We start from the raw sequence: 20,536 nt of genomic DNA on the forward strand, positions 1-20,536 counted from the left end.
GCGAAAAGGCCACGCCAATCAGGACAGGCGCACACCCGGCGTCAACGCGCTCGGCAGCACCAGGCTCGGGGTTTCCAGGGAAGCCACCGGGTACGCGCAGTAGTCCGCCGCGTAATAGGCACTGGCCCGATGGTTGCCCGAGGCCCCCACGCCACCGAATGGCGCGCTGCTGGCGGCGCCGGTCAACTGCTTGTTCCAGTTGACGATACCTGCTCGACTTTCCAGCCAGAACTGCTGGTAGCGCTCGGCGGAGTCCGACAACAGACCGGCCGCCAAGCCGTACTGAGTGTTGTTGGCCTCGGCGATCGCGTCATCGAAATCAGCGTAGCGGATCACTTGCAGCAACGGCCCGAACAGCTCCTCATCAAGGCGCTCGGCCACGGCGCTAACGTCCAGGATGCCCGGGGTCAGCAAGGCGGCCTGGGCCTGGGGCTGGGTCATTTCCAGCAAGGCTACGGCGCCGTTGGCCAACAGCTGCTGCTGCGCATCCATCAGTGCGCGGGCGGCGCCCAGGGAGATCACCGAGCCCATGAACGGCGCAGGCTGCTGGTCAAACGCGCCGACCTCGATGGTTGCGCTGACCGCCACCAGGCGCGCCAACAACGTGTCACCCCAGGCGCCTTGCGGCACCAGCAAGCGCCGCGCGCAGGTGCAACGCTGGCCAGCCGAGATAAAGGCCGACTGGATGATGGTGTACACCGCAGCGTCCAGGTCGGCGACCTGCTCCACCACCAGGGGGTTGTTGCCGCCCATTTCCAGGGCCAGGATCTTGTCCGGGCGCCCGGCGAACTGCTGGTGCAGGTGATTGCCGGTACGGCTGGAACCGGTGAAGAACAACCCATCGATACCCGGATTGGCCGCCAGGGCGATGCCGGTTTCCCGAGCGCCTTGCAGCAGGTTCAGCACACCGGCCGGCAGGCCGGCTTCGATCCAGCACTGCACCGTCAGCTCGGCGACTTTCGGCGTCAGCTCGCTGGGTTTGAACAGCACGCTGTTACCGGCCAGCAAAGCGGGAACGATGTGCCCGTTAGGCAGGTGGCCAGGGAAGTTGTAGGGGCCGAACACCGCCACCACACCGTGGGGCTTGTGCCGCAGCACGGCGGTGGCGTCGCCCAGCGGGCCGCTCTTCTCGCCGGTACGTTCGCGGTAGCTCTGCACCGAGATGGCGATCTTGTTGACCATGCTGGTGACTTCGGTGGCAGCTTCCCACAGCGGCTTGCCGGTTTCCTCGCCAATGCAGCGGGCCAGTTCGTCGGCACGGCTCTTCAGGCTGGCGGCAAAGGCTTCGAGCACGCTGATGCGCTCTTCCAGGGAACGCTTGGCCCAGGCCGGAAACGCCTGGCGGGCAGCCTGCACGGCGCTCTCCACTTGTGCGGCAGTGGCACCGTTACCCGACCAGATGACCGCCTGGGTCACCGGATTGACCGAGGTGAAGGCCTCGCCCTGACCGGCCAGCCATTGGCCGGCAATGTACAGCGTGCTCATTATTTCGACTCCCGAGAAGCAGACAGCGGAACCGCGCGGACCTGGTCGCCGGCGTTGAGTTGCAGGCGCTTGGCGGTCAGGGGATCGACCACCAGGGTGCCGGCGGCAAAGCGCGCCGGTGCCGCGGTGATGCGGCAGTCCTCGCGCTTGCGGTTGTGGATCAGGAACGGCGTGGCGTCGTCGCCCGGGGTGCCGATGGCCAGCACCAGCGCCTGGCTGTCACGCACTGCGCGGATCTTGCTGGTCTCGCACTCCACCGCCGGGCCGGCGTCGAAGATGTCGACATAGCCCTGGTAGCTGAAGCCTTCGCTCTTGAGCATGGCCAGCGCCGGCTCGGTGTCGGTGTGGACCTTGGCGATGACGTTGCGCGCATCTTCGGACAGGAAACAGGTATAGAGCGGGAACTTGGGCATCAGCTCGGCGATGAAGGCCTTGTTGCCGACACCGGTCAGGTAGTCGGCCTGGCTGAACTCCATCTTGAAGAAGTGCCGGCCCAGGCTTTCCCAGAACGGCGAGCGGCCATTCTCGTCGGACATGCCTCTCATCTCGGCAATGATCTTGTTGCCGAACAGCTGCGGGAACTCGGCGATGAACAGCATCCGCGCCTTGGCCAGCATGCGGCCGTTGAGGCCGGTGCGGTAATCGGCATGCAGGAACAGCGAGCACAGCTCGGAGTTGCCGGTCAGGTCATTGGCCAGGAACAGCGTGGGGATCTCGCGGTAGATGTTCAGCTCCTGGGAGGCGCTGACCGTCAAGCCGACCCGGAAGTTGTACCAGGGCTCGCGCAGGCCGACGGCGCCGGCGATGGCGGAAATGCCCACCACCCGGCCGTTGTCGTCTTCAAGCACGAACAGGTAGTCCGCATCGCCGCGCTCGGCTTCACCGCGAAAGGTCTTTTCCGCCCAGCCGACCCGGTGGGTCAGGCGCTCTTCGTTGGCCGGCAAGGTGGTGAGGCCAGTGCCGGTGCTGCGGGCCAGGTCGATCAGCGCGGGTAAATCGCTGCTGCGTACGGGACGAACGATCATGCTATCTCCTCAGACGCAGGCCGCTGGCGGCCTGCGCGAAACTCGCTGCTTCTAGGCTTGCTTTCCAGGTAGTGAAAGCAGGCGTTAAACCGCCACCAGGCGCACGCTGGCGCCTTCGCCGACGCCCAGGGCTTCGGCGGCTTGCAGGTCCAGGGTCACCGGTTTGCCCGGGGCGTAATCCAGCTCCAGCAACACCGCGCGGTAATCCTGCAACTGGCCGTTGGAGACCAAGTACTGACGGCCGCCGCCCTTGGCTGCTTCACCGATCTTCACCGGCACCACGCGGCTCTGGGCAATCGAGCGGATACCCGAGACCCGCGCATGCAAGGTCGGGCCACCGTCGAAGATGTCGATGTAGTGATCGGTTTCAAAACCTTCGCGCATCAGGATGTCGAAGGTGATCTGTGCCCGCGGGTGCACCTGGCCCATGGCTTCCTGGGCCGCATCCGGCAGCAGCGGCACGTAGATCGGGTAATGGGGCATCAGCTCGGCGAGGAAGGTCCGGCTTTTCAGGCCGCACAGGCGCTCGGCCTCGGCGTAGTTGAGGTCGAAGAAGTTGCGCCCGATGGCATCCCAGAACGGCGAGTCGCCATGCTCATCGCTGTAGCCGACGATCTCGGTCACCACCGAATCGGCGAAGCGCTCCGGGTGGCTGGCGACGAACAACAGGCGGCCGCGGGAGTTGAGCTCCGACCAGGCCGAGCCCACCAGCTCCGGTACCACGTAGAAACTGGTCAGCAGGCTGTTGCCGGTGAGGTCGTGGCACTGGGACAGGACGTGGATCTTGTTGTGGATCTTCAGCTCGCGGGAAGCGTGGACGAAGGTTTCGTTGCGAAAGCTGTAGAACGGCTCGGAGTAGCCGGCCGAGGCGACAATCGCCGAGCAGCCCACCAGCTTGCCGCTGTCGGTGTCTTCCAGGACGAAGAAGTAGCTCTCTTCACCGTTGAAGCTCACTTCAGCGGCGAACGAAGCCTCGCTTGCGGCGATCTTGTCGCTCAGGCGATCCACATCATCCGGCAAGGAGGTGACACCAATCGGGCTGTCTGCAGCCAGACGCTGTACCTCGCCCAGATCAGCCATTTGCGCGGGGCGCATCACCAGCATGGTGTCACTCCTTACTCTAAAACAGGTCGGAAACCGTCCGACTCAGGGAAAAAAATGCCGGGATAGCCCGGCACAGGAATTAGGCTCGACGCCGGCCGCAAAGGCCGGCGCCGAGAAGCACCGCCGCCCTGGATCAGGCTTGAGTCAATTTCGCCACGGCGCGCTCGAAGCGGTCCAGGCCCTGGTCGATATCGGCATCCTCGACCACCAGGCTCGGCGCGAAGCGCACCACGTCAGGGCCGGCTTGCAGGATCATCAGGCCTTCTTTCTCGGCCGCGTTGAACACGTCCTTGGCCTTGCCCTTCCAGGCCTCGCTGAGCACGCAGCCGAGCAACAGGCCCAGGCCGCGGACTTGCGTGAACAGGCCGTACTTCTCGCCGATCTGCAACAGACGGGTCTTGAAGCGGTCGTGCTTGGCTTTCACACCATTGAGCACCTGTGGGGTGTTGATCACGTCGATCACCGCCTCGGCCACCGCACACGCCAGCGGATTGCCGCCGTAGGTGGTGCCGTGGGTGCCGACTACCAGGTGCTTGGCCAGCGCTTCGGTGGTCAGCATCGCCGCGATCGGGAAACCACCGCCCAGGCTCTTGGCGCTGGTGAGGATGTCCGGGGTCACGCCGTAATGCTGATAGGCGAACAGCTCGCCGCTGCGGCCCATGCCGGTCTGCACTTCGTCGAACACCAGCAGCGCGTTGTGCTGGTCGCACAGCTCGCGGGCGCCTTGCAGGTAGGCCAGCTCGGCCGGCAGCACGCCGCCCTCGCCCTGGATCGGCTCCAGCACCACGGCGCAGGTCTTGTCGGAAACCGCGGCTTTCAGGGCGGCCAGATCGTTGTACGGCACATGGGTGATGCCGGTGATCTTCGGACCGAAGCCATCGGAGTACTTGGACTGGCCACCCACGTTCACGGTGAACAGGGTACGGCCGTGGAAGCTGTTCAGGGCCGCGATGATTTCGTACTTCTCGGCGCCGAAACGATCGTGAGCCACGCGACGGGCCAGCTTGAAGGCGGCCTCGTTGGCTTCTGCGCCGGAGTTGCAGAAGAACACGCGCTCGGCGAAGGTGGCGTCGATCAGCTTGTGGGCCAGGCGCAGGGCCGGCTCGTTGGTGAAGACGTTGGACACATGCCACAGCTTGCCCGCTTGCTCGGTCAGTGCGCCTACCAGGGCCGGATGGGCGTGGCCCAGTACGTTGACCGCGATGCCGCCGGCGAAGTCGATCAGTTCCCGACCCGACTGATCCCATACTCGGGACCCCGCGCCACGCACAGGAATGAAGGCCGCAGGTGCGTAGTTGGGAACCATCACCTGGTCGAAATCGGCGCGTTGCACCGGAGCTTGCTCAACGGACATCGGAGTCTCCTGAAGAGGAACACCCGCCTGAAACTGGCGAGCGATGGAGGGATTGTAAGGACAGTTTTGTGCCCGGCCTTGTCGCCAAGCGACAACTTCTTATAGCGCCAACCCAGGTTTTAAGCGGGTTTATGGCAATGCGACAAATAGCGTCGCAAAGGCGCAGTTTAAACTGCGCACAGCCTCAGCGGCAGATTTGCCGGGCAATTTGCCCAAGGTAATTACCCAGGTAGTTATGTGGCGGGCAGCCCCAAATCTCGAAAAGGTTATCGACGTTACGACAAGAGGACGTCGAACGGGATTTTGCGGGCGAGCGGGTTGCCTGTGGGATTCGCCGGCAAGCCGGCTCCTACAATACGGGGTCAACCGCGCTCGGAAGGCACGGAGGAGAGTTCGAACGGGCTGCTGCTGCGCCGCTGATTGCGATCTTCACGCGGGGTGGCGCCAAAGAAGTTGCGGTAAGCGCTGGAGAAGTGCGGGCCGGAAGAGAAACCACAGGACAGGCCGATCTGAATGATCGACTTGCTGGTCTGCATCAGCATCTGCCGGGCCTTGTTCAGGCGCAGCTCCAGGTAATACTGGCTGGGCACGCGGTTCAGGTACTGCTTGAAGATCCGCTCCAACTGACGACGGGAAACACAGACGTGCTGGGCAATCTCGTCGGTGGTCAGCGGCTCCTCGATATTGGCCTCCATCAGCAGCACTGCCTGGGTCAGCTTCGGGTGGCTGGAGCCCAGGCGATTTTGCAGCGGGATACGCTGGCGCTCGCCACCTTCACGAATGCGCTCCACCACCAGTTCCTCGGACACCGCACCGGCCAGCTCGGCGCCATGATCCCGGGCCAGCACCGCCAGCAGCAGGTCCAGCACCGACATGCCACCGCACGCGGTCAGGCGATCACGGTCCCAGTCGAACAGATGGCTGGTGGCGATGACCTTGGGAAAACGCTCGGCGAAATCATCCTGCCAGCGCCAGTGCACCGCTGCCCGATAACCATCGAGCAACCCCAGTTGTGCCAAGGGGTAAACCCCGGCTGACAACCCACCAATCACACAGCCGGCACGCACCAGTTGCTTGAGGGCACTGCTCAAGCCGGAACTCATCGGCGCCGGCGGCTCGTCCGCCAGCAGGAACAGTTTCTGACAACCTTCCAGCTTGCCCGCCCAAGGCTCGCCCGGCAGTTGCCAGGCGCCTTCGGCCGGGGTTTCGGCCTGCAGGAAAGCCAGCTCATAGACCACTTCCGGGTGCACCCGCTGGGCAACACGCAAGGCCTCCTCAGCCAGCGCCAGCGTCAAGGCTTTAGTGCTGGGCCAAATCAGGAAACCAATTCGATGGGCAGTCATGGCGGGCAATCCGAAACGAAAACAAGGTAAGAAGCCAAGGGCGGCAGCACCAAGTTAGACCATCTGGCGCGCGGTGCGCAGCATGACCTAATTTGGTGCACAACGGCAGCTATTACTTGAGGCTGCCCGAGAGGAATTGTTGCAAACGTTCTGATTGCGGGTTCACCAGCACTTCACGCGGGTTGCCGCTCTCTTCCACCACACCCTTGTGCAGGAACACCAGCTGGTTGGACACCTCACGGGCAAAGCCCATTTCGTGGGTCACCACCACCATGGTCCGACCTTCCTGGGCCAGGGCCTGCATGACCTTCAGGACGTCGCCCACCAGTTCCGGGTCCAGGGCCGAGGTCGGCTCGTCGAACAGCATGACTTCCGGTTCCATCGCCAGGGCCCGGGCAATCGCCACCCGTTGCTGCTCGCCACCGGACATGTGCCCCGGATAGGCATCCTTGCGGTGCGCCACACCGACCTTGGCCAGGTAGTGCTCGGCCTTCTCGCGAGCCTCGGCCTTGGACACACCCAGCACATGCACCGGCGCTTCCATGATGTTTTCAATCGCGGTCATGTGCGACCACAGGTTGAAATGCTGGAACACCATCGACAGGCGCGAGCGCATGCGCTGCAGCTGCTTGGGATCGGCGGCCTTCAAGGCGCCGTCCTTGTTGGCTACCAGCTTCAGCTCTTCGTTGTTCAGCAGGATCTTGCCCGCATGGGGCTGCTCCAGCAGGTTGATGCAGCGCAGGAATGTACTCTTGCCCGAGCCACTGGAGCCGATGATGCTGATTACATCGCCAGCTGCGGCCTTCAGGGACACGCCCTTGAGCACTTCGTGACTGCCATAGCGCTTATGCAGGTCTTGGACTTCAAGTTTGTACATGCGGTCGGTTCTCACAAAAACAGTCAGTCGTTGAGCAAGCGCCCGTGACGCAGCGCTTCGCGCCCCGCCACCTTGGCCAGCCAGAAACCGGGTTGGGCATAACGCAGCCGCTCAACGGCGAACAGCACGCCGCTGGTGCCAGCACACACCGTGCTGACCCGATCGGATAGGGGATCAATCACTTCAAAAACCGGCTCGCCCGCCTCCACCCAGCTACCGGCCGGACGCAGAAAGCTCACCACGCCGGGGTGCGGCGCATACAGCAGCTGGGTGCCTTCGAAAGGCATGGCCTCGCAGGCTTCGCGCCCGGGGGCCGGCCAATCACCGGCAATCAACCCCTGCTCGGCAAGAAACGCCAGGATGCCTTCTGCGTGCGCTTGGGCCTGAGGCCGCCCGGTGTCGGCCTGGCCGCCCAGCTCGAGGGTGGTTGCCAGGCAAGCCAAGGGGATCTGCGCTTCAGGGAACTGCCGCGACAGGCGCAACCAGGGCAACGAACAGGCTTCGTCGAACGAACTGCCACCGGAATCTTCCGCCAGCAGGCCGACCTTCACATCCAGGTGCGCGGCCAGGGAGCGCCACTGCGGCCAATGCTGCGGCAATGCATACATGTGCAGCGCCGCCTCGGCATCGCAATGCAGGTCCAGCACCACATCAGCGCTGCTGGCATGGCCCAGGAGCACCCGCTGCATGCCCTGCAACTGGCTGGACGCCGGCGGTAGCTCAGCCAGCACCTCGGCCATGGCCTGGCGAATCAGGCGCACATTGGCGTGCGGATCATCCCCCAGGCGCCCTTGCAGGCGCTGGCCGACCGGCTCGCTCAACTCGACGAAATCACGGTTGAAGTTCTTGCCGCTGCCGGCCTCGAAACGCCCCTGGTGATTGCCTTGCAGCAACTGGCCCAGGCCCAGCGGGTTGGCCACCGGCACCAGCTCGATGACGCCGTTGAGAGCCCCCTGGGCTTCCAGTTCACCGAGGCGCTTCTTCAGCTCCCAGGCAGTACGCATGCCCGGCAACTCGTCAGCATGCAGGCTGGCCTGGATATAGGCCTTGCGCTCGCCGCTGCCGAAACGGAACACCGAGATACGCCGCTCGCTACCCAGGTGATTCCAGGGCAATGGATGATCGATGCGTTCCATATCAGTGCTTCCGCGGCGCCAGGTAGCGCAGCCAGCGGCCTTCGGCCAGCTTGAACAGGCGCACCAGGATAAAGGTCAGGCACAGGTAGAACACACCGGCGGTGATGTAGGCCTCGAACGGCAGGTAGTACTGCGCGTTGACCGTCCGCGCCGCGCCGGTGATGTCGATCAGGGTCACGATGGACGCCAGACTGGTGGTCTGCAGCATCATGATCACTTCGTTGCTGTACTGCGGCAGCGCGCGGCGCAGAGCCGATGGCAAGAGAATGCGGCGATACATCTTGTAGCGCGACATGCCCATCGCCTTGGCCGCCTCGATCTCGCCATTGGGCGTGGCCTTGAGGCTGCCGGCGATGATTTCCGCGGTGTAGGCGCTGGTGTTGATGGCAAAGGCGAGGCAGGCGCAGAAGGTCGCGCTGGACAGCCAGGGCCAGAGGAAACTCTCGCGCACCGCTTCGAACTGAGCCAGGCCGTAGTAGATCAGGAACAGCTGCACCAGCATCGGCGTGCCGCGGATCACATAGGTGTAGAGCCAGGCTGTCATGTTCACCAGCGGCTGCTTGGACACCCGCATCAGCCCCAGGGGCAGCGCCACCAGCAAACCGAAGAACAGCGACAGCGCCAGCAGTTTCAGGGTGGTCAGCAGGCCGCCGAAGTACAGCGGCAGGGCCTCATAGATGACGTTGTAGTCGAAGATCATAGATCAGCCGCCCTTACGCCTACCGAGTAGCGCTTCTCAAGGTAACGCAGTGCCAGCAACGAGACACTGGTGATCACCAGGTACATCGCCGCCACTGCAAGGAAGAAGGTGAATGGCTCGCGAGTGGCATCCGCCGCCTGCTTGGCCTTGAACATCATGTCTTGCAGACCCACCACGGAAATCAGCGCGGTCGCCTTGGTCAGTACCAGCCAGTTGTTGGTGAAGCCGGGAATCGCCAGGCGAATCATCTGCGGCACCATCACCCGGAAGAACACCTGGAAGCTGCTCATGCCGTAGGCCATGCCGGCTTCCGCCTGCCCCTTGGGGATCGCCATGAAGGCGCCACGGAAGGTTTCGGAGAGGTAGGCACCAAAGATGAAGCCCAGGGTGCCGATACCGGCCGCCAGCGGATTGAGGTCGATGTAATCGTCATAACCCAGCAGCGGCGCCACCCGGTTGAGCAGATCCTGGCCACCGTAGAAGATCAGCAGGATCAGCACCAGGTCGGGAATACCGCGGATTACCGTGGAGTACAGGTCGCCCAGCCAGGCCAGCCAGCGCACCGGCGAGAGGCGCAGCGCAACCCCGATCAGACCCAGAACAATGGCCAGGGCCATGGACGACAAGGCGAGCTGAAGCGTCAGCCAAGCGCCATCGAGGATGACAGCCCCGTAGCCTTTCAACATGATTCAGGTCCTCGAAAATTGGGATGAAAAAATGGCGCAAACTTCAGAGATTCTGCTGCTTGCGCCATCTCGGACTGACTGATTCGACGGTCTTACTTGCCGTAGATGTCGAAGTCGAAGTACTTGTCCTGGATTTGCTTGTACTTGCCGTTCTCACGAATGGCAGCGATGGCGGCGTTGATCTTGTCCAGATCGGCCTTGTCGCCCTTGCGCACGGCGATCCCTACGCCGTCGCCGAAGTATTTGACGTCGGTGAAGGCCGGACCGACGAAGGCGAAGCCCTTGCCAGCGTCGGTCTTCAGGAAGCCGTCATTCAACAGGGTAGCGTCCGCCACGGTACCGTCGAGGCGACCGGCGGCCACATCCAGGTAGATTTCGTTCTGCGAGCCGTAAGGCTTGATCTGCGCACCCAGGGGAGCCAGCACTTCACGGGCGAAACGCTCGTGGATCGAACCGCGCTGCACGCCGATGTTCTTGCCCTTGAGCTCGGCCAGGCCGTCGCTGATCTGGGTACCGGCCTTCATCACCAGACGCGCCGGGGTGTTGTAGTACTTGTTGGTGAAGTCCACGGATTTCTTGCGATCGTCAGTGATCGACATGGACGAGAGGATGGCGTCGATCTTGCGAACCTTCAGTGCCGGGATCAGGCCGTCGAACTCTTGCTCGACCCAGACACACTTGACCTTCATCTCTTCGCACAGGGCGTTGCCGATGTCGTAGTCGAAACCGACGATGCTGCCGTCCGGCGCCTTGGAGGCAAACGGAGGGTAAGCCGCTTCGATACCAATTTTCAGGGGCTTTTCATCGGCAAAAGTCGGCAGGGAGAGCACGGACAGTGCCAGGGCGCCAAGAAGCACGAGTTTCTTCATCTTAGAACTCCATCGGTAAAGGGCGAAAACGGCAGAGTGAGCGACAGCCCAATATGCGAATGGGTGAAACAGCAAATAGCGGCGCTGCGGCCCGGGCAGCCCGCAGGGGGCTCACACACAGGCAACGACGAGCGAGTGACCGGCATTCTAACGACAGGCTGGAAGCCGATATTTCCTCAATGCGACAACAAATTACAGAAGCATCGAGAATGCCTGGCCAGCGCATTGACAGCTCTTCAATTCTATGCAAGAGCGAAAGACGGGGAACCGATCTATGCTGCAAATTGCGGGCCTATTATTGGCAAAGCCTTCTATTCCGGCAAGCGCAGCGTGATGACTTATTTTTTATAAGGGTATAAAAGGCCCTGAAATGGGGCCCGGCGTTTCCCATTGCCCCGAAAGTAGGCGCGAGGTTACATCCTCGGCCGTACCGGTAACATTCGGATACACCGAAGGGATAAATCCGATATTTATTCGCCCCTTCTTCGCGGGCAAGCCGGCACCTGCACCAGCCACGCAGAGGGCTTTGCGGCCCATCTCCACCGCACAAAAAAGCCCCGCCCGGCACAGGGCCGGGCGGGGCTGGGTGACTCGAAAACCGCCTCAGGCGACGTTCATGGTCTTGTGGGTATCGATCAGGTGCTGCACCACACTCGGGTCAGCCAGGGTCGAGATATCGCCCAGACCGTCGTACTCCGCCGTGGCGATCTTGCGCAGAATCCGCCGCATGATCTTCCCGGAACGAGTTTTCGGCAGGCCCGGCGCCCATTGGATGACGTCCGGCGAGGCGATCGGCCCGATTTCCTTGCGCACCCAGTTCTTCAATTCCAGGCGCAGGGCTTCATTAGGCTCTTCGCCACCATTGAGGGTCACATAGACGTAGATGCCCTGCCCCTTGATGTCGTGAGGTACGCCCACCACCGCCGCTTCGGCGACCTTCGGGTGCGCAACCATGGCGCTTTCGATTTCGGCGGTACCCATGCGGTGCCCGGAGACGTTGAGCACATCGTCCACCCGACCGGTGATCCAGTAGTAGCCATCCTCGTCGCGACGGGCGCCGTCACCGGTGAAGTACATGCCACGGAACGTCTTGAAGTAGGTATCGACGAAACGATCGTGGTCGCGGTACAGGGTCCGTGCCTGGCCTGGCCACGAGTCGAGAATCACCAGGTTGCCCTCGGCCGCGCCCTCGATGATGTTGCCCAGGTTATCCACCAGGGCCGGCACCACGCCGAAGAACGGACGCGCTGCGGAACCCGGCTTCAAGGCATGCGCCCCCGGCAGCGGGCTCATGAGGGTGGCGCCGGTTTCGGTCTGCCACCAGGTGTCGACGATCGGGCAGCGGGACTGACCGACGTTCTTGTAGTACCAGTCCCAGGCTTCCGGGTTGATCGGCTCGCCCACCGAGCCCAGCAGGCGCAGGCTGCTGCCATCGGCGCCTTCGCAGGCAGCGGTGCCCGAAGCCATCATGGCGCGGATTGCGGTCGGTGCGGTGTAGAGGATGTTGACCTTGTGCTTGTCGACGATCTTCGCCACCCGAGTGACATCCGGGTAGTTCGGCACACCCTCGAACAGCACGGTGGTGGCGCCGTTGGCCAGCGGGCCGTAGACAATATAGGTGTGGCCGGTGACCCAGCCGACGTCGGCGGTGCACCAGTAGACTTCGCCCGGGCGGTAGTCGAACACCCGCTCATGGGTCAGCGACGCATACAGCAGGTAGCCGCCGGTGGTGTGCTGCACGCCCTTGGGCTTGCCGGTGGAACCGGAGGTATAGAGGATGAACAGCGCTTCTTCGGCGCCCATCTCTTTCGGCGCGCAGACGCTGCCGGCGACTTTCATCAAGTCTTCGTACCAGATGTCGCGGTGCTGGTTCCACTTGATGTTGCCACCGGTGCGCTTGCACACGATGACCTTCTGAATGCTGCTGGTTTCCGGATTGGTCAGGGCATCGTCGACATTGGCCTTGAGCGGCACTTTCTTGCCGGCACGGATACCTTCGTCGGCAGTGATCACCACCTTGGAGCGGCAGTCGATGATGCGCCCGGCCAAGGCTTCAGGGGAGAAGCCGCCGAACACCACCGAGTGGATCGCGCCAATGCGGGTACAGGCCAGCATGGCCACCACCGCCTCGGGAATCATCGGCATATAGATAGTCACCACGTCGCCGCGGTGCACGTCCTGGCCACGCAGGGCGTTGGCGAACTTGCAGACTTCCTCATGCAGTTCGCGGTAGGTGATGTTGCGGCTTTCGGAAGGATCGTCGCCTTCCCAGATGATCGCGATCTGATCACCGCGCTCGGCGAGATGGCGATCCAGGCAGTTGTAGGAGACGTTCAGGGTGCCGTCGGCGAACCACTTGATATCGACATGGTGATCGTCGAAGGAGGTCTGCTTCACCGTGGTAAAAGGCTTGATCCAGTCGAGACGCTTGGCCTGTTCGCGCCAGAAACCGTCCGGGTTCACGACCGACTGCTGGTACATGGCCTTGTAGGTCGCCTCGTCAGTCAGCGTATTGGCCAAAACCTCGGGACGAACGGGATACAGAGAAGCCGCACTCATCTTTCTTACCTCGGTGACATAGTTGTTTTTGTATGACCCCGTTGTAGCCGGGGGGCGTCTATAGAACCATTCGACGATGGTAGTAACAACCCCCTGCGAAATACCCCTTCATTTGCCAAACCCCTTCAAGAATGCGCCTTACAGCGATATCCACCCTACCCAAAAAAGTTCCAGTCAGCTGCCAAACAGCCCTTTTTCGGCGATTGTTACAAAAACTGTCAAAGGTGTTTATCAAAAGTACGCCTATATGACTGCGGCCCCCGCGCCTAAAATCTGCCTCGCCCAACAGGCAATCTGATTAACCAAGTTGCAGCCCCCACGAAGGCAGTTAATCAAACTTCTACTCAAGTTCCACACGCAGCCCCATAAAGGCTGCGTGACCTCACACGACCTTAGAAAGGTAAAACGCAAATGAAAGCTTTATTAGTTCTGGCCCTCAGCAGTCTGTGCGTAACCGCGATGGCTGATGAGATCCCGACTGATGTCGCCAACCAGCAAGTACCGGTAGAGGAATACACTTACTCGACTGATCTGGATATCGCCAAAGTTATCTCCATGAGCGAAGTTCCAGAAGTATGCGAAGTTGTACCAGCGCGCATGGAATATGAAGACTCCCACGGCCAGCGGCATATTCTTCAATATCGCGTAATGGGCAACGGTTGCTCTAACGGCTAATAGCAAAGTTCATTGCACATACCTTGATGACTGCCGGCCGCAAGAAATCCCTCTTGCGGCACAGATGCCTGGTGACTACCCACCCATGGGCAGTAAAAGGCCTCAGCCTGACGACGTGCGAGCCCGGCAATCGCACGCACCTTTCCTCCTGAGGTTGATGGCCTCCTCATGGCACCGCCACGACCTTGCGAGCAACTCCAGCGACGGCTTCGACGGAGGAAATCCGGCCACCCCCTGAAGACCTGCTCCAGGAGATTTCCCAAGGCAAGACCGAGCGATTCGAGTTGTGTTCAAAACCTCAAAAAGGCTTGCAAAAACACAACATCTAGTAAAATTGGCTATTTTTTGGCCATTTCCAGCTATTTTTTTCAAGCGTGAAAAAAAATCTTCAACCGCCAAAGCCTTGTAAACCCGCGCTCTGCTCCAAGTCCCCCCCCTTCTCGGGCTCGCCTGCGCCCATCGGTCGCCCCACGCCCCCGAAAATATCCTTATAATGCGTCCTCAAAACGGGCCTGCAACATTCCCTTACCGGATGAAAACGACCTGCTGAATCCTGCGCAGGAGCTGGTACGCCAAGCTCCGCCCGACAGCGGTCACCAGGCACCCGGACACGTATTTCTGTTTATTGCCTGCGTTCACTGCTGCAACAAACGATTTCCAATGATTTAACGCGGCCAGCGTGCCGTGTGAAAAACCACCCCTTTTGTTTTCACACGGGCATCTGGCCCTCGAGCAGGAGACGACACGTCATGCTGAGCTGGGACGAATTCGACAAAGAAGAAGGTGAAGTTGCGGTCAAAGGCGCCAACGCCGGCCACGCTACTGAAGCCAACATGGACCGCCTCGACAGCGCCGGTGGTGCCGCCGCTCTTGAAGCCCGCGCCGTGACCGCCAGCGACTCCGCTGCCGTTGCCCGCGCCAAGGCGTCTCTGGATCAGCTCGACATCGCCGAAGGCCTGGCTGAACTGGAAGGTTCTTCCGCCCGTGTCGCGGTTGACGAGAAGCGCATGATCAACTGCCGCGCCGACCTCAACCAGCTGGTGCCGTTCAAGTATGACTGGGCCTGGCAGAAGTACCTCGACGGCTGCGCCAACCACTGGATGCCGCAAGAGGTCAACATGACCGCCGACATCGCCCTGTGGAAAAACCCGGAAGGCCTGACCGACGACGAGCGCCGCATCGTCATGCGCAACCTGGGCTTCTTCTCCACCGCCGACTCCCTGGTTGCCAACAACCTGGTACTGGCCGTGTACCGCCTGATCACCAACCCGGAATGCCGCCAGTACATCCTGCGCCAGGCGTTCGAAGAGGCGATCCACACCCACGCCTACCAGTACTGCATCGAATCGCTGGCCATGGATGAAGGCGAGATCTTCAACATGTACCACGAGATTCCATCGGTCGCGAAGAAAGCCGCCTGGGGCCTGAAGTACACCCGTTCGATCTCCGATCCGAAGTTCGAAACCGGCACCGTCGACACCGACAAGGAACTGCTGCGCAACCTGATCGCCTACTACTGCGTTCTGGAAGGCATCTTCTTCTATTGCGGCTTCACCCAGATCCTGTCCATGGGCCGTCGCAACAAAATGACCGGTGTCGCCGAGCAGTTCCAGTACATCCTGCGCGACGAATCCATGCACCTGAACTTCGGCATCGACGTGATCAACCAGATCAAGATCGAAAACCCGCACCTGTGGGATGCCGAGATGAAGGAAGAAGCGACCCAGATGATCCTCCAGGGCACCCAACTGGAGATCGAATACGCTCGCGACACCATGCCGCGCGGTGTACTGGGCATGAACGCCGCGATGATGGAGGACTACCTCAAGTTCATCGCCAACCGTCGCCTGTCGCAGATCGGCCTGAAGGAAGAGTACCCAGGTACCACCAACCCGTTCCCATGGATGAGCGAGATCATGGACTTGAAGAAAGAGAAGAACTTCTTCGAGACCCGCGTGATCGAGTATCAGACTGGCGGCGCCTTGAGCTGGGATTGATTCCCGGATCAATGACACAAACAAGAAGCCCTGACCTGGTCAGGGCTTTTTTATTGGCCGCACCAATCTACACAGGGACTGGTTCATCAAAGTACGTGCAGGCTGCATGACCTGCCGCTATAAAGAACCCTCTTCCGCTTAAGGATCAAAGCGCCCATGAAATTCGATACCGCGTACTGCATCAGCCTCGACGACAAGTTGTCGATCTATGACGTGCGTGATCTGAATTTCGATGAAACCCTGGTCTTCGATTCGGCCAGGGAAAGTTTCCAGTGCCCCAACGATGAATGCCGCGCAGCGTTCGATAGCACTAATCAACTGGGCACTTTCAACGCCAAGAACGTCAACTACATCCGCACGCCGCATTTCAAGAACCTGCCCGCCACGCTTCATATGGAAGGATGCCCTTATGGGGTCAGCAAAAGCGCCGGTAGCGTGGAAGGCACCGCGACCGAAGAGGAACGCGAGGAGCATTTCCCCTCGGAGCTGCTCTTAAGCCGCCGTGAATACGTGCGCAAGCCGGCCAGCCCGCAAGCGGCAGTGGATGCCCCACAGGACACTCCGCCAGCCGCTAAGGCCAGTTCGCACAAGCCCCATCCCGGGCGCGACACTACCCCGGACAAGACCAGCGTCTTCGCCCACCCGGTGGAGTGCTTTGTGTCGAACATCGACGACAAGGAACTGCTCAAGCGCATGCCGCTGAAGGTCGGCGAACACACGGCCAGCTACGCCTCGTTCTTCAAGAAGATCGAGTACCTGCTGGACAACAAGGGGCTTATCTACTGGGGCAAGATCAAGGAGATCAAGGATTACACCCAAAGCTTTCGCATCGATTTCGAGCAGAAAGTCTGGTTCAAGGCCGAGGGCGAAACCAAGAAGAAGCCCTACTCGGTCAATATCTACCTGAGCAAGAAGCTGATCGACAGCTACCGCAAGCGCAAAGCCTTCCTCGAGGAGATCAAGGGCGCCGCCGACAGCCAGCGGGAGCTGTACTGTTTCTTCTATGGCGTGACGCCGGCACTCAAGCAGGTGCCGAGCAAGAAAGACCCCGAGTCGACCTTCGGGGTCTTCAGCGCCAATATCGAGAACCTGGATCACTTCGTGATCCGCGAGGCGCCGGGGCTGGAGGCAAAATAACCTCCTTCGGTTTCAATGCTTGGGCAGCTCCAGAGCGACGGCCCCGGGGTGCTTCCTGACCACCGCATACGGCAGCACCGACCACTCAGGCCCGTCACAGGCCCGCGCTACCCGAGGAAAGTAGGCCTTGAGGAACAGCCCCTTGGGAGTGAAGTACCAACTGTTATCGCCCCAGACGCTCTCGTCGCTGTAGTTGCAGCCCTCGTCGGGGTCGGTCGGCTCGCGCATCTTGCCGGGGTACAAGGCGCGAAACTGCTGGACCAGCCACGGTGCCAGTTTTTCCTGGTTGTATTCGTAGAGGCCTGTGCGCTCAGCTTCGGTGAGACGAGTGTCTCCTTTGCCATTGCGGTCGCTGTGCAATAGCGGTTTGCCTTGCCCCACCCAGAGCACATCGGACAGTGACAACGGGTGGCCACTGTTCACGTCGATATTCATGGGGGAATCGCCAAAGTCCGGGTGAGCACCGCCGCAGGAATAGCTGGTGGAGATATTCACGCTCAGTACCGCCGGTGAGAAGAACTGTGGTTTTACCGTCTGCATGAATTCGCCCTCCTGGGAGCCGGCTCCCAGCAGGCACTCGTGGTAGGCGCTCACCTCGCGCCACAGACGCTCCATCAACAACTGATTGAGACGCTGTTGCTGAGCTTCCGGGTAACCGCCGACCACCTTGAACATCGACAGCTTCGACCCTGGCTCGCTCCACCATTGCAGGGTGTAACCCATGAAGCTCTGCTGCTTGCCCTGCTTGAGGGCCAGGCCCTGCAGGCGCAGGTATTCGTACAGGTCATTCGGATAAAGCTGCGCCAGATAGGGCAACGCATCCGGCTTGGGCGCCTCAGCCTTGGCCGTGGACAACTGCACATCGAGAGTCTTGCCCTTGGAATCCTGCCACTGTCCCTGCCAGCCATCGGCAGTTTGCTGCAACTTGAAGGTGGGCAGGGCCGCCTGCTCATCGTCAGGGCGGCCTCCTCCCTCCCGCAGCTCCAGCGCCTGCCCGACAAGCGTGCCGTTGAGTGCCAGATCATGGTGATACTTCTGATAGAAATATCGCCCTGTGACGTCCTTGGGATCGCCGGTATTGATTTCCAGCACAATCGGCATCTTGCCCAGAGTGCCGCTGAGAACCTGTCGAGAGGGCGAGGCCTGCAGACCCTGAAGGTAGATACACAGCAACAGGGCACCGAGGGTCTGGCGCATCAATCCGTTGAACATGGAAACTCCCTTGCATGAAAAGGCCGCCAGCGTCGTCAGCAGCGCCTGGGCCTGTGGTAAGCGACGAGCAATTATGGACCGGCGCCCCAGGACAATCGAGCGGCCAAGCGTGACGCTTCTATCACTTCAGGCACATGCTCAGCAGCACCAGAAACAACAGACCGATGTAAACCCTCGCATGTACCCGGTCAGGGATCCTGCCGATCCAGGGCGCGGCCAGACGAATACCCAGCAACGAACCGAGGGTGAGGACAAAAAACGCCAGCAGGTCGACATAACCGACAAACCAGGGCCCCAGATCGAAGCGGCTATAGCCTGCCAGCGCCATATAGGTCGCAGTACCCGCCAGCGCCACGGGGACACTCAGCGGATTGGCCATGGAGGTGGCCTGGGTCATGCTCAGGCCGCAGCGACGTAGCAGGGGAACAGTCATGACACTGCCGCCCACTCCGAGGAAGGTAGCAATGACGCCTATTCCTACACCGCCAAAGAGCGTTTCGCCTGATCCCAGGTCACGGGTTTTCTGCCCTACCGACTGTTCAAGAAACCCCCGGCGCAGCAGGCAGTCGGCAATGGTCAGGCCCAGGTAGGCAATAAAGGCATAGCGGATCACCTCGCCACTCACCCACATAGCCCCCGCCGCGCCAACTATCGCCCCCAGCCCGATATAGCCACCCAGGGGCCACAGATAGCGGCGGACAAGATTGCCTGCGCGCTGGTGCCTGCCGGTGGCAACCAAGGCGTTGACGATCATCACGCAGGTCGAAGTGGCTACCGCGACATGCATCGCCGCCTGCCCCACCGCCGAATCGGCGCCCTGGCTGCCGAGCAACATCCAGTACAGCAGCGGCACCACCACAAACCCGCCACCAAAGCCGAACAGCACGGCGCTGATGCCCGTCATGCAACCAAAAAGTGCCAACAGTAGATAGAACATCAAGGCGTTTCCATTCAGGTAGACGCCCTGGAAGATAGAACCCCAGCGCTTGGCCGGCTTCAGCAAATTGGCCAATAATGTTTGCGTTTACGCCAAATACAGGACTGTGTCGGCATGCGCAATATCTCCATCGACCAACTGGATCAGACCCCGCGTACCGTGCTCGCCATTGGCACCGACTACCCAGACGGGCAACGCCTGCCGCGCCATCGGCATCGGCGGGCGCAACTGCTCTATGGCGCCACCGGAGTGATGCAGGTCAGTACCGATCAGGGCAACTGGGTGGTGCCACCGCAGCGTGCGGTGTGGATTCCACCGGGGGTGGAACATGAGGTGCTGATGCTTGGGGTCAGCACTCGCAGCCTGTATATCGAGCCGGCCGCGGCGCCACTGGACAGCAGCGGCTGCCGGGTCATCGGCATCTCGCCACTGCTGCGCCAGCTACTGCTGGAAGCAGTGGACATGCCCCTGGAATACGACCTGGACGGGCGCGACGGGCTGCTGATCAACCTGCTGCTGCACGAAATCCAGCGTTGCCCTGGCCTGCCGCTGCACATTCCCTTGCCGGCCGGCGGCCCACTGCTGGAGCTGTGCCGGGCTTTTCTCGCCCGGCCCGATGTCCATCAATCCCCCCTGCACTGGGCAGACCGACTGCATGTCAGCCTGCGTACCTTCAATCGCTGGTTTCGCCAGGAGACCGATATGAGCTTCGTGCAGTGGCGGCAACGGGCCTGCGTGATCCAGGCCCTGGCCCGGCTGGCGGCCGCGGAGCCGGTAACCCGAATCGCCCTGGACCTGGGCTATGACAGCCCTGGCGCGTTCTCCACCATGTTCCGTCGGGTGCTGGGGCAATCCCCCAGCACCTACCTAAATCAAGAGCATCCAGCCCCTGGAAAAGCCTTGTGACCAAAGGCTGGCGCAGTGGCAGAAATTGAGTTTGATCCGGACGCAAAACAACTGTACAAATATCCAGTATAAAGCCAACGCACTGCCTAACCTCCCGGAGAAAACCATGGCCTCTCTCGCGATGAAAATCACCCTGGAACGTATCGCTCTCTATCAATTCACCCCGCAACACTGTGCCCAGGCCCGGGACATGCTGGGCTGGGACATGGATCAGCTGTCCCGCGAGTCCGCGGTCTCGGTGCAAGCCATCCAGCGCTTCGAAGCGGGCTACGAGGTCCGTGACGTAACCCGCCTGGCCCTGGCGTTCTGCCTTGAGGCCCAGGGCCTGGTGTTCTTCCCGGGCTTCACCCCTGGCCGCGGCATGAACATCAAGGGAGCCACTCCCAACCCGATGGAGCGGCCCGACTACGCCCTGATCGAATGATCCAGCCGCCTGGGCAAGTGCTCGCACAAGGCCGGTACCGGCAGAGGGGTCGAGCCCGGACGAACCGGCGGGCAGGCCAGGGTTTTGATCCGGGCCTCATGGTGCCGCAA

General features: G+C 61.4%; 18 protein-coding genes. 5 read left to right on the forward strand and 13 right to left on the reverse strand.

Going from position 1 to position 20,536, the window contains the following annotated elements:
• Window positions 1-18: 18 nt before the first annotated feature.
• From astD to acs, 11 genes are all read right to left on the reverse strand, one after another.
• The gene (gene astD / locus AC1RCO_RS17310; protein ID WP_492617992.1) at window positions 19-1,488 is read right to left on the reverse strand and encodes a succinylglutamate-semialdehyde dehydrogenase; all 1,470 of its coding nucleotides are present in this window, start codon (window positions 1,486-1,488) and stop codon (window positions 19-21) included.
• Window positions 1,485-2,510 (reverse strand): arginine N-succinyltransferase, encoded by a 1,026-nt coding sequence (astA, locus tag AC1RCO_RS17315; RefSeq protein WP_015636679.1) that lies wholly within the window; start codon window positions 2,508-2,510, stop codon window positions 1,485-1,487. The genes astD and astA overlap by 4 nt, the downstream gene beginning before the upstream one ends.
• Window positions 2,511-2,594: 84 nt before the next feature.
• Complete coding sequence (gene aruF / locus AC1RCO_RS17320; protein WP_011062770.1) at window positions 2,595-3,614, reverse strand: arginine/ornithine succinyltransferase subunit alpha; 1,020 nt, start codon at window positions 3,612-3,614, stop codon at window positions 2,595-2,597.
• Window positions 3,615-3,747: 133 nt separating this feature from the next.
• Window positions 3,748-4,968, reverse strand: a complete 1,221-nt coding sequence (locus AC1RCO_RS17325) for an aspartate aminotransferase family protein (RefSeq protein WP_019093134.1) — start codon at window positions 4,966-4,968, stop codon at window positions 3,748-3,750.
• Between the two features lie 362 nt (window positions 4,969-5,330).
• Complete coding sequence (gene argR / locus AC1RCO_RS17330) at window positions 5,331-6,311, reverse strand: transcriptional regulator ArgR (RefSeq protein ID WP_220223129.1); 981 nt, start codon at window positions 6,309-6,311, stop codon at window positions 5,331-5,333.
• Between the two features lie 112 nt (window positions 6,312-6,423).
• Window positions 6,424-7,188: an ABC transporter ATP-binding protein gene (locus AC1RCO_RS17335; RefSeq protein ID WP_011062773.1), complete on the reverse strand. Its 765-nt coding sequence runs from the start codon at window positions 7,186-7,188 to the stop codon at window positions 6,424-6,426.
• Between the two features lie 23 nt (window positions 7,189-7,211).
• Window positions 7,212-8,324, reverse strand: coding sequence for a succinylglutamate desuccinylase/aspartoacylase family protein (locus AC1RCO_RS17340; protein ID WP_492617894.1), 1,113 nt, complete (start codon window positions 8,322-8,324; stop codon window positions 7,212-7,214).
• 1 nt (window position 8,325) lies between these two features.
• Window positions 8,326-9,024, reverse strand: a complete 699-nt coding sequence (locus AC1RCO_RS17345) for an ABC transporter permease (RefSeq protein ID WP_011062775.1) — start codon at window positions 9,022-9,024, stop codon at window positions 8,326-8,328.
• Window positions 9,021-9,710 carry an ABC transporter permease gene (locus AC1RCO_RS17350; protein ID WP_011062776.1) on the reverse strand — a complete coding sequence of 230 codons (690 nt, stop codon included), beginning with the start codon at window positions 9,708-9,710 and terminating at the stop codon, window positions 9,021-9,023. Before AC1RCO_RS17350 ends, AC1RCO_RS17345 begins: the two co-directional genes overlap by 4 nt.
• Before the next feature lie 92 nt (window positions 9,711-9,802).
• Entirely contained in the window at window positions 9,803-10,579 is a 777-nt protein-coding gene (locus AC1RCO_RS17355; RefSeq protein ID WP_011062777.1) for an ABC transporter substrate-binding protein, read from the reverse strand.
• A 603-nt stretch (window positions 10,580-11,182) separates the two neighbouring features.
• Window positions 11,183-13,138: an acetate--CoA ligase gene (gene acs / locus AC1RCO_RS17360; RefSeq protein WP_011062778.1), complete on the reverse strand. Its 1,956-nt coding sequence runs from the start codon at window positions 13,136-13,138 to the stop codon at window positions 11,183-11,185.
• Window positions 13,139-13,549: 411 nt separating this feature from the next.
• Between acs and AC1RCO_RS17365 the strand changes: the two genes are divergently transcribed.
• The 3 genes from AC1RCO_RS17365 (at window position 13,550) to AC1RCO_RS17375 (ending at window position 16,947) form a co-directional block, all read left to right on the forward strand.
• Complete coding sequence (locus tag AC1RCO_RS17365) at window positions 13,550-13,813, forward strand: DUF2790 domain-containing protein (RefSeq protein WP_011062779.1); 264 nt, start codon at window positions 13,550-13,552, stop codon at window positions 13,811-13,813.
• Between the two features lie 749 nt (window positions 13,814-14,562).
• A complete protein-coding gene (locus AC1RCO_RS17370; protein WP_011062780.1) occupies window positions 14,563-15,810 on the forward strand; it encodes a ribonucleotide-diphosphate reductase subunit beta in 1,248 nt (415 codons plus the stop codon).
• A gap of 156 nt (window positions 15,811-15,966) precedes the next feature.
• Window positions 15,967-16,947 carry a hypothetical protein gene (locus AC1RCO_RS17375; RefSeq protein WP_492617895.1) on the forward strand — a complete coding sequence of 327 codons (981 nt, stop codon included), beginning with the start codon at window positions 15,967-15,969 and terminating at the stop codon, window positions 16,945-16,947.
• Window positions 16,948-16,959: 12 nt separating this feature from the next.
• Here the strand turns inward: AC1RCO_RS17375 and AC1RCO_RS17380 are convergent, their stop codons facing one another.
• Both AC1RCO_RS17380 and AC1RCO_RS17385 read right to left on the reverse strand, forming a co-directional pair.
• Window positions 16,960-18,159, reverse strand: a complete 1,200-nt coding sequence (locus AC1RCO_RS17380; protein ID WP_492617896.1) for a hypothetical protein — start codon at window positions 18,157-18,159, stop codon at window positions 16,960-16,962.
• Between the two features lie 121 nt (window positions 18,160-18,280).
• On the reverse strand, window positions 18,281-19,096 hold the full coding sequence (locus AC1RCO_RS17385) for a sulfite exporter TauE/SafE family protein (RefSeq protein ID WP_011062783.1): 816 nt from the start codon (window positions 19,094-19,096) through the stop codon (window positions 18,281-18,283).
• A 114-nt stretch (window positions 19,097-19,210) separates the two neighbouring features.
• Here AC1RCO_RS17385 and AC1RCO_RS17390 point away from each other — a divergent pair, with 114 nt between their 5' ends.
• Both AC1RCO_RS17390 and AC1RCO_RS17395 read left to right on the forward strand, forming a co-directional pair.
• Window positions 19,211-20,002, forward strand: a complete 792-nt coding sequence (locus AC1RCO_RS17390; protein WP_492617897.1) for an AraC family transcriptional regulator — start codon at window positions 19,211-19,213, stop codon at window positions 20,000-20,002.
• 106 nt (window positions 20,003-20,108) lie between these two features.
• A complete protein-coding gene (locus AC1RCO_RS17395) occupies window positions 20,109-20,426 on the forward strand; it encodes an XRE family transcriptional regulator (protein ID WP_026020019.1) in 318 nt (105 codons plus the stop codon).
• Window positions 20,427-20,536 lie beyond the last annotated feature (110 nt).

The organism is Pseudomonas sp. GW823-FHT03E05, from assembly GCF_058796855.1.

Excerpts from the sequence above, each read along its gene's own strand:
- astA (WP_015636679.1), bottom strand. The coding sequence starts at position 2,510 with ATGATCGTTCGTCCCGTACGCAGCAGCGATTTACCCGCGCTGATCGAC.
- aruF (WP_011062770.1), bottom strand. The coding sequence starts at position 3,614 with ATGCTGGTGATGCGCCCCGCGCAAATGGCTGATCTGGGCGAGGTACAG.
- AC1RCO_RS17325 (WP_019093134.1), bottom strand. The coding sequence starts at position 4,968 with ATGTCCGTTGAGCAAGCTCCGGTGCAACGCGCCGATTTCGACCAGGTG.
- argR (WP_220223129.1), bottom strand. The coding sequence starts at position 6,311 with ATGACTGCCCATCGAATTGGTTTCCTGATTTGGCCCAGCACTAAAGCC.
- AC1RCO_RS17335 (WP_011062773.1), bottom strand. The coding sequence starts at position 7,188 with ATGTACAAACTTGAAGTCCAAGACCTGCATAAGCGCTATGGCAGTCAC.
- AC1RCO_RS17340 (WP_492617894.1), bottom strand. The coding sequence starts at position 8,324 with ATGGAACGCATCGATCATCCATTGCCCTGGAATCACCTGGGTAGCGAG.
- AC1RCO_RS17345 (WP_011062775.1), bottom strand. The coding sequence starts at position 9,024 with ATGATCTTCGACTACAACGTCATCTATGAGGCCCTGCCGCTGTACTTC.
- AC1RCO_RS17350 (WP_011062776.1), bottom strand. The coding sequence starts at position 9,710 with ATGTTGAAAGGCTACGGGGCTGTCATCCTCGATGGCGCTTGGCTGACG.
- AC1RCO_RS17355 (WP_011062777.1), bottom strand. The coding sequence starts at position 10,579 with ATGAAGAAACTCGTGCTTCTTGGCGCCCTGGCACTGTCCGTGCTCTCC.
- acs (WP_011062778.1), bottom strand. The coding sequence starts at position 13,138 with ATGAGTGCGGCTTCTCTGTATCCCGTTCGTCCCGAGGTTTTGGCCAAT.
- AC1RCO_RS17365 (WP_011062779.1), top strand. The coding sequence starts at position 13,550 with ATGAAAGCTTTATTAGTTCTGGCCCTCAGCAGTCTGTGCGTAACCGCG.
- AC1RCO_RS17370 (WP_011062780.1), top strand. The coding sequence starts at position 14,563 with ATGCTGAGCTGGGACGAATTCGACAAAGAAGAAGGTGAAGTTGCGGTC.
- AC1RCO_RS17375 (WP_492617895.1), top strand. The coding sequence starts at position 15,967 with ATGAAATTCGATACCGCGTACTGCATCAGCCTCGACGACAAGTTGTCG.
- AC1RCO_RS17380 (WP_492617896.1), bottom strand. The coding sequence starts at position 18,159 with ATGTTCAACGGATTGATGCGCCAGACCCTCGGTGCCCTGTTGCTGTGT.
- AC1RCO_RS17385 (WP_011062783.1), bottom strand. The coding sequence starts at position 19,096 with ATGTTCTATCTACTGTTGGCACTTTTTGGTTGCATGACGGGCATCAGC.
- AC1RCO_RS17390 (WP_492617897.1), top strand. The coding sequence starts at position 19,211 with ATGCGCAATATCTCCATCGACCAACTGGATCAGACCCCGCGTACCGTG.
- AC1RCO_RS17395 (WP_026020019.1), top strand. The coding sequence starts at position 20,109 with ATGGCCTCTCTCGCGATGAAAATCACCCTGGAACGTATCGCTCTCTAT.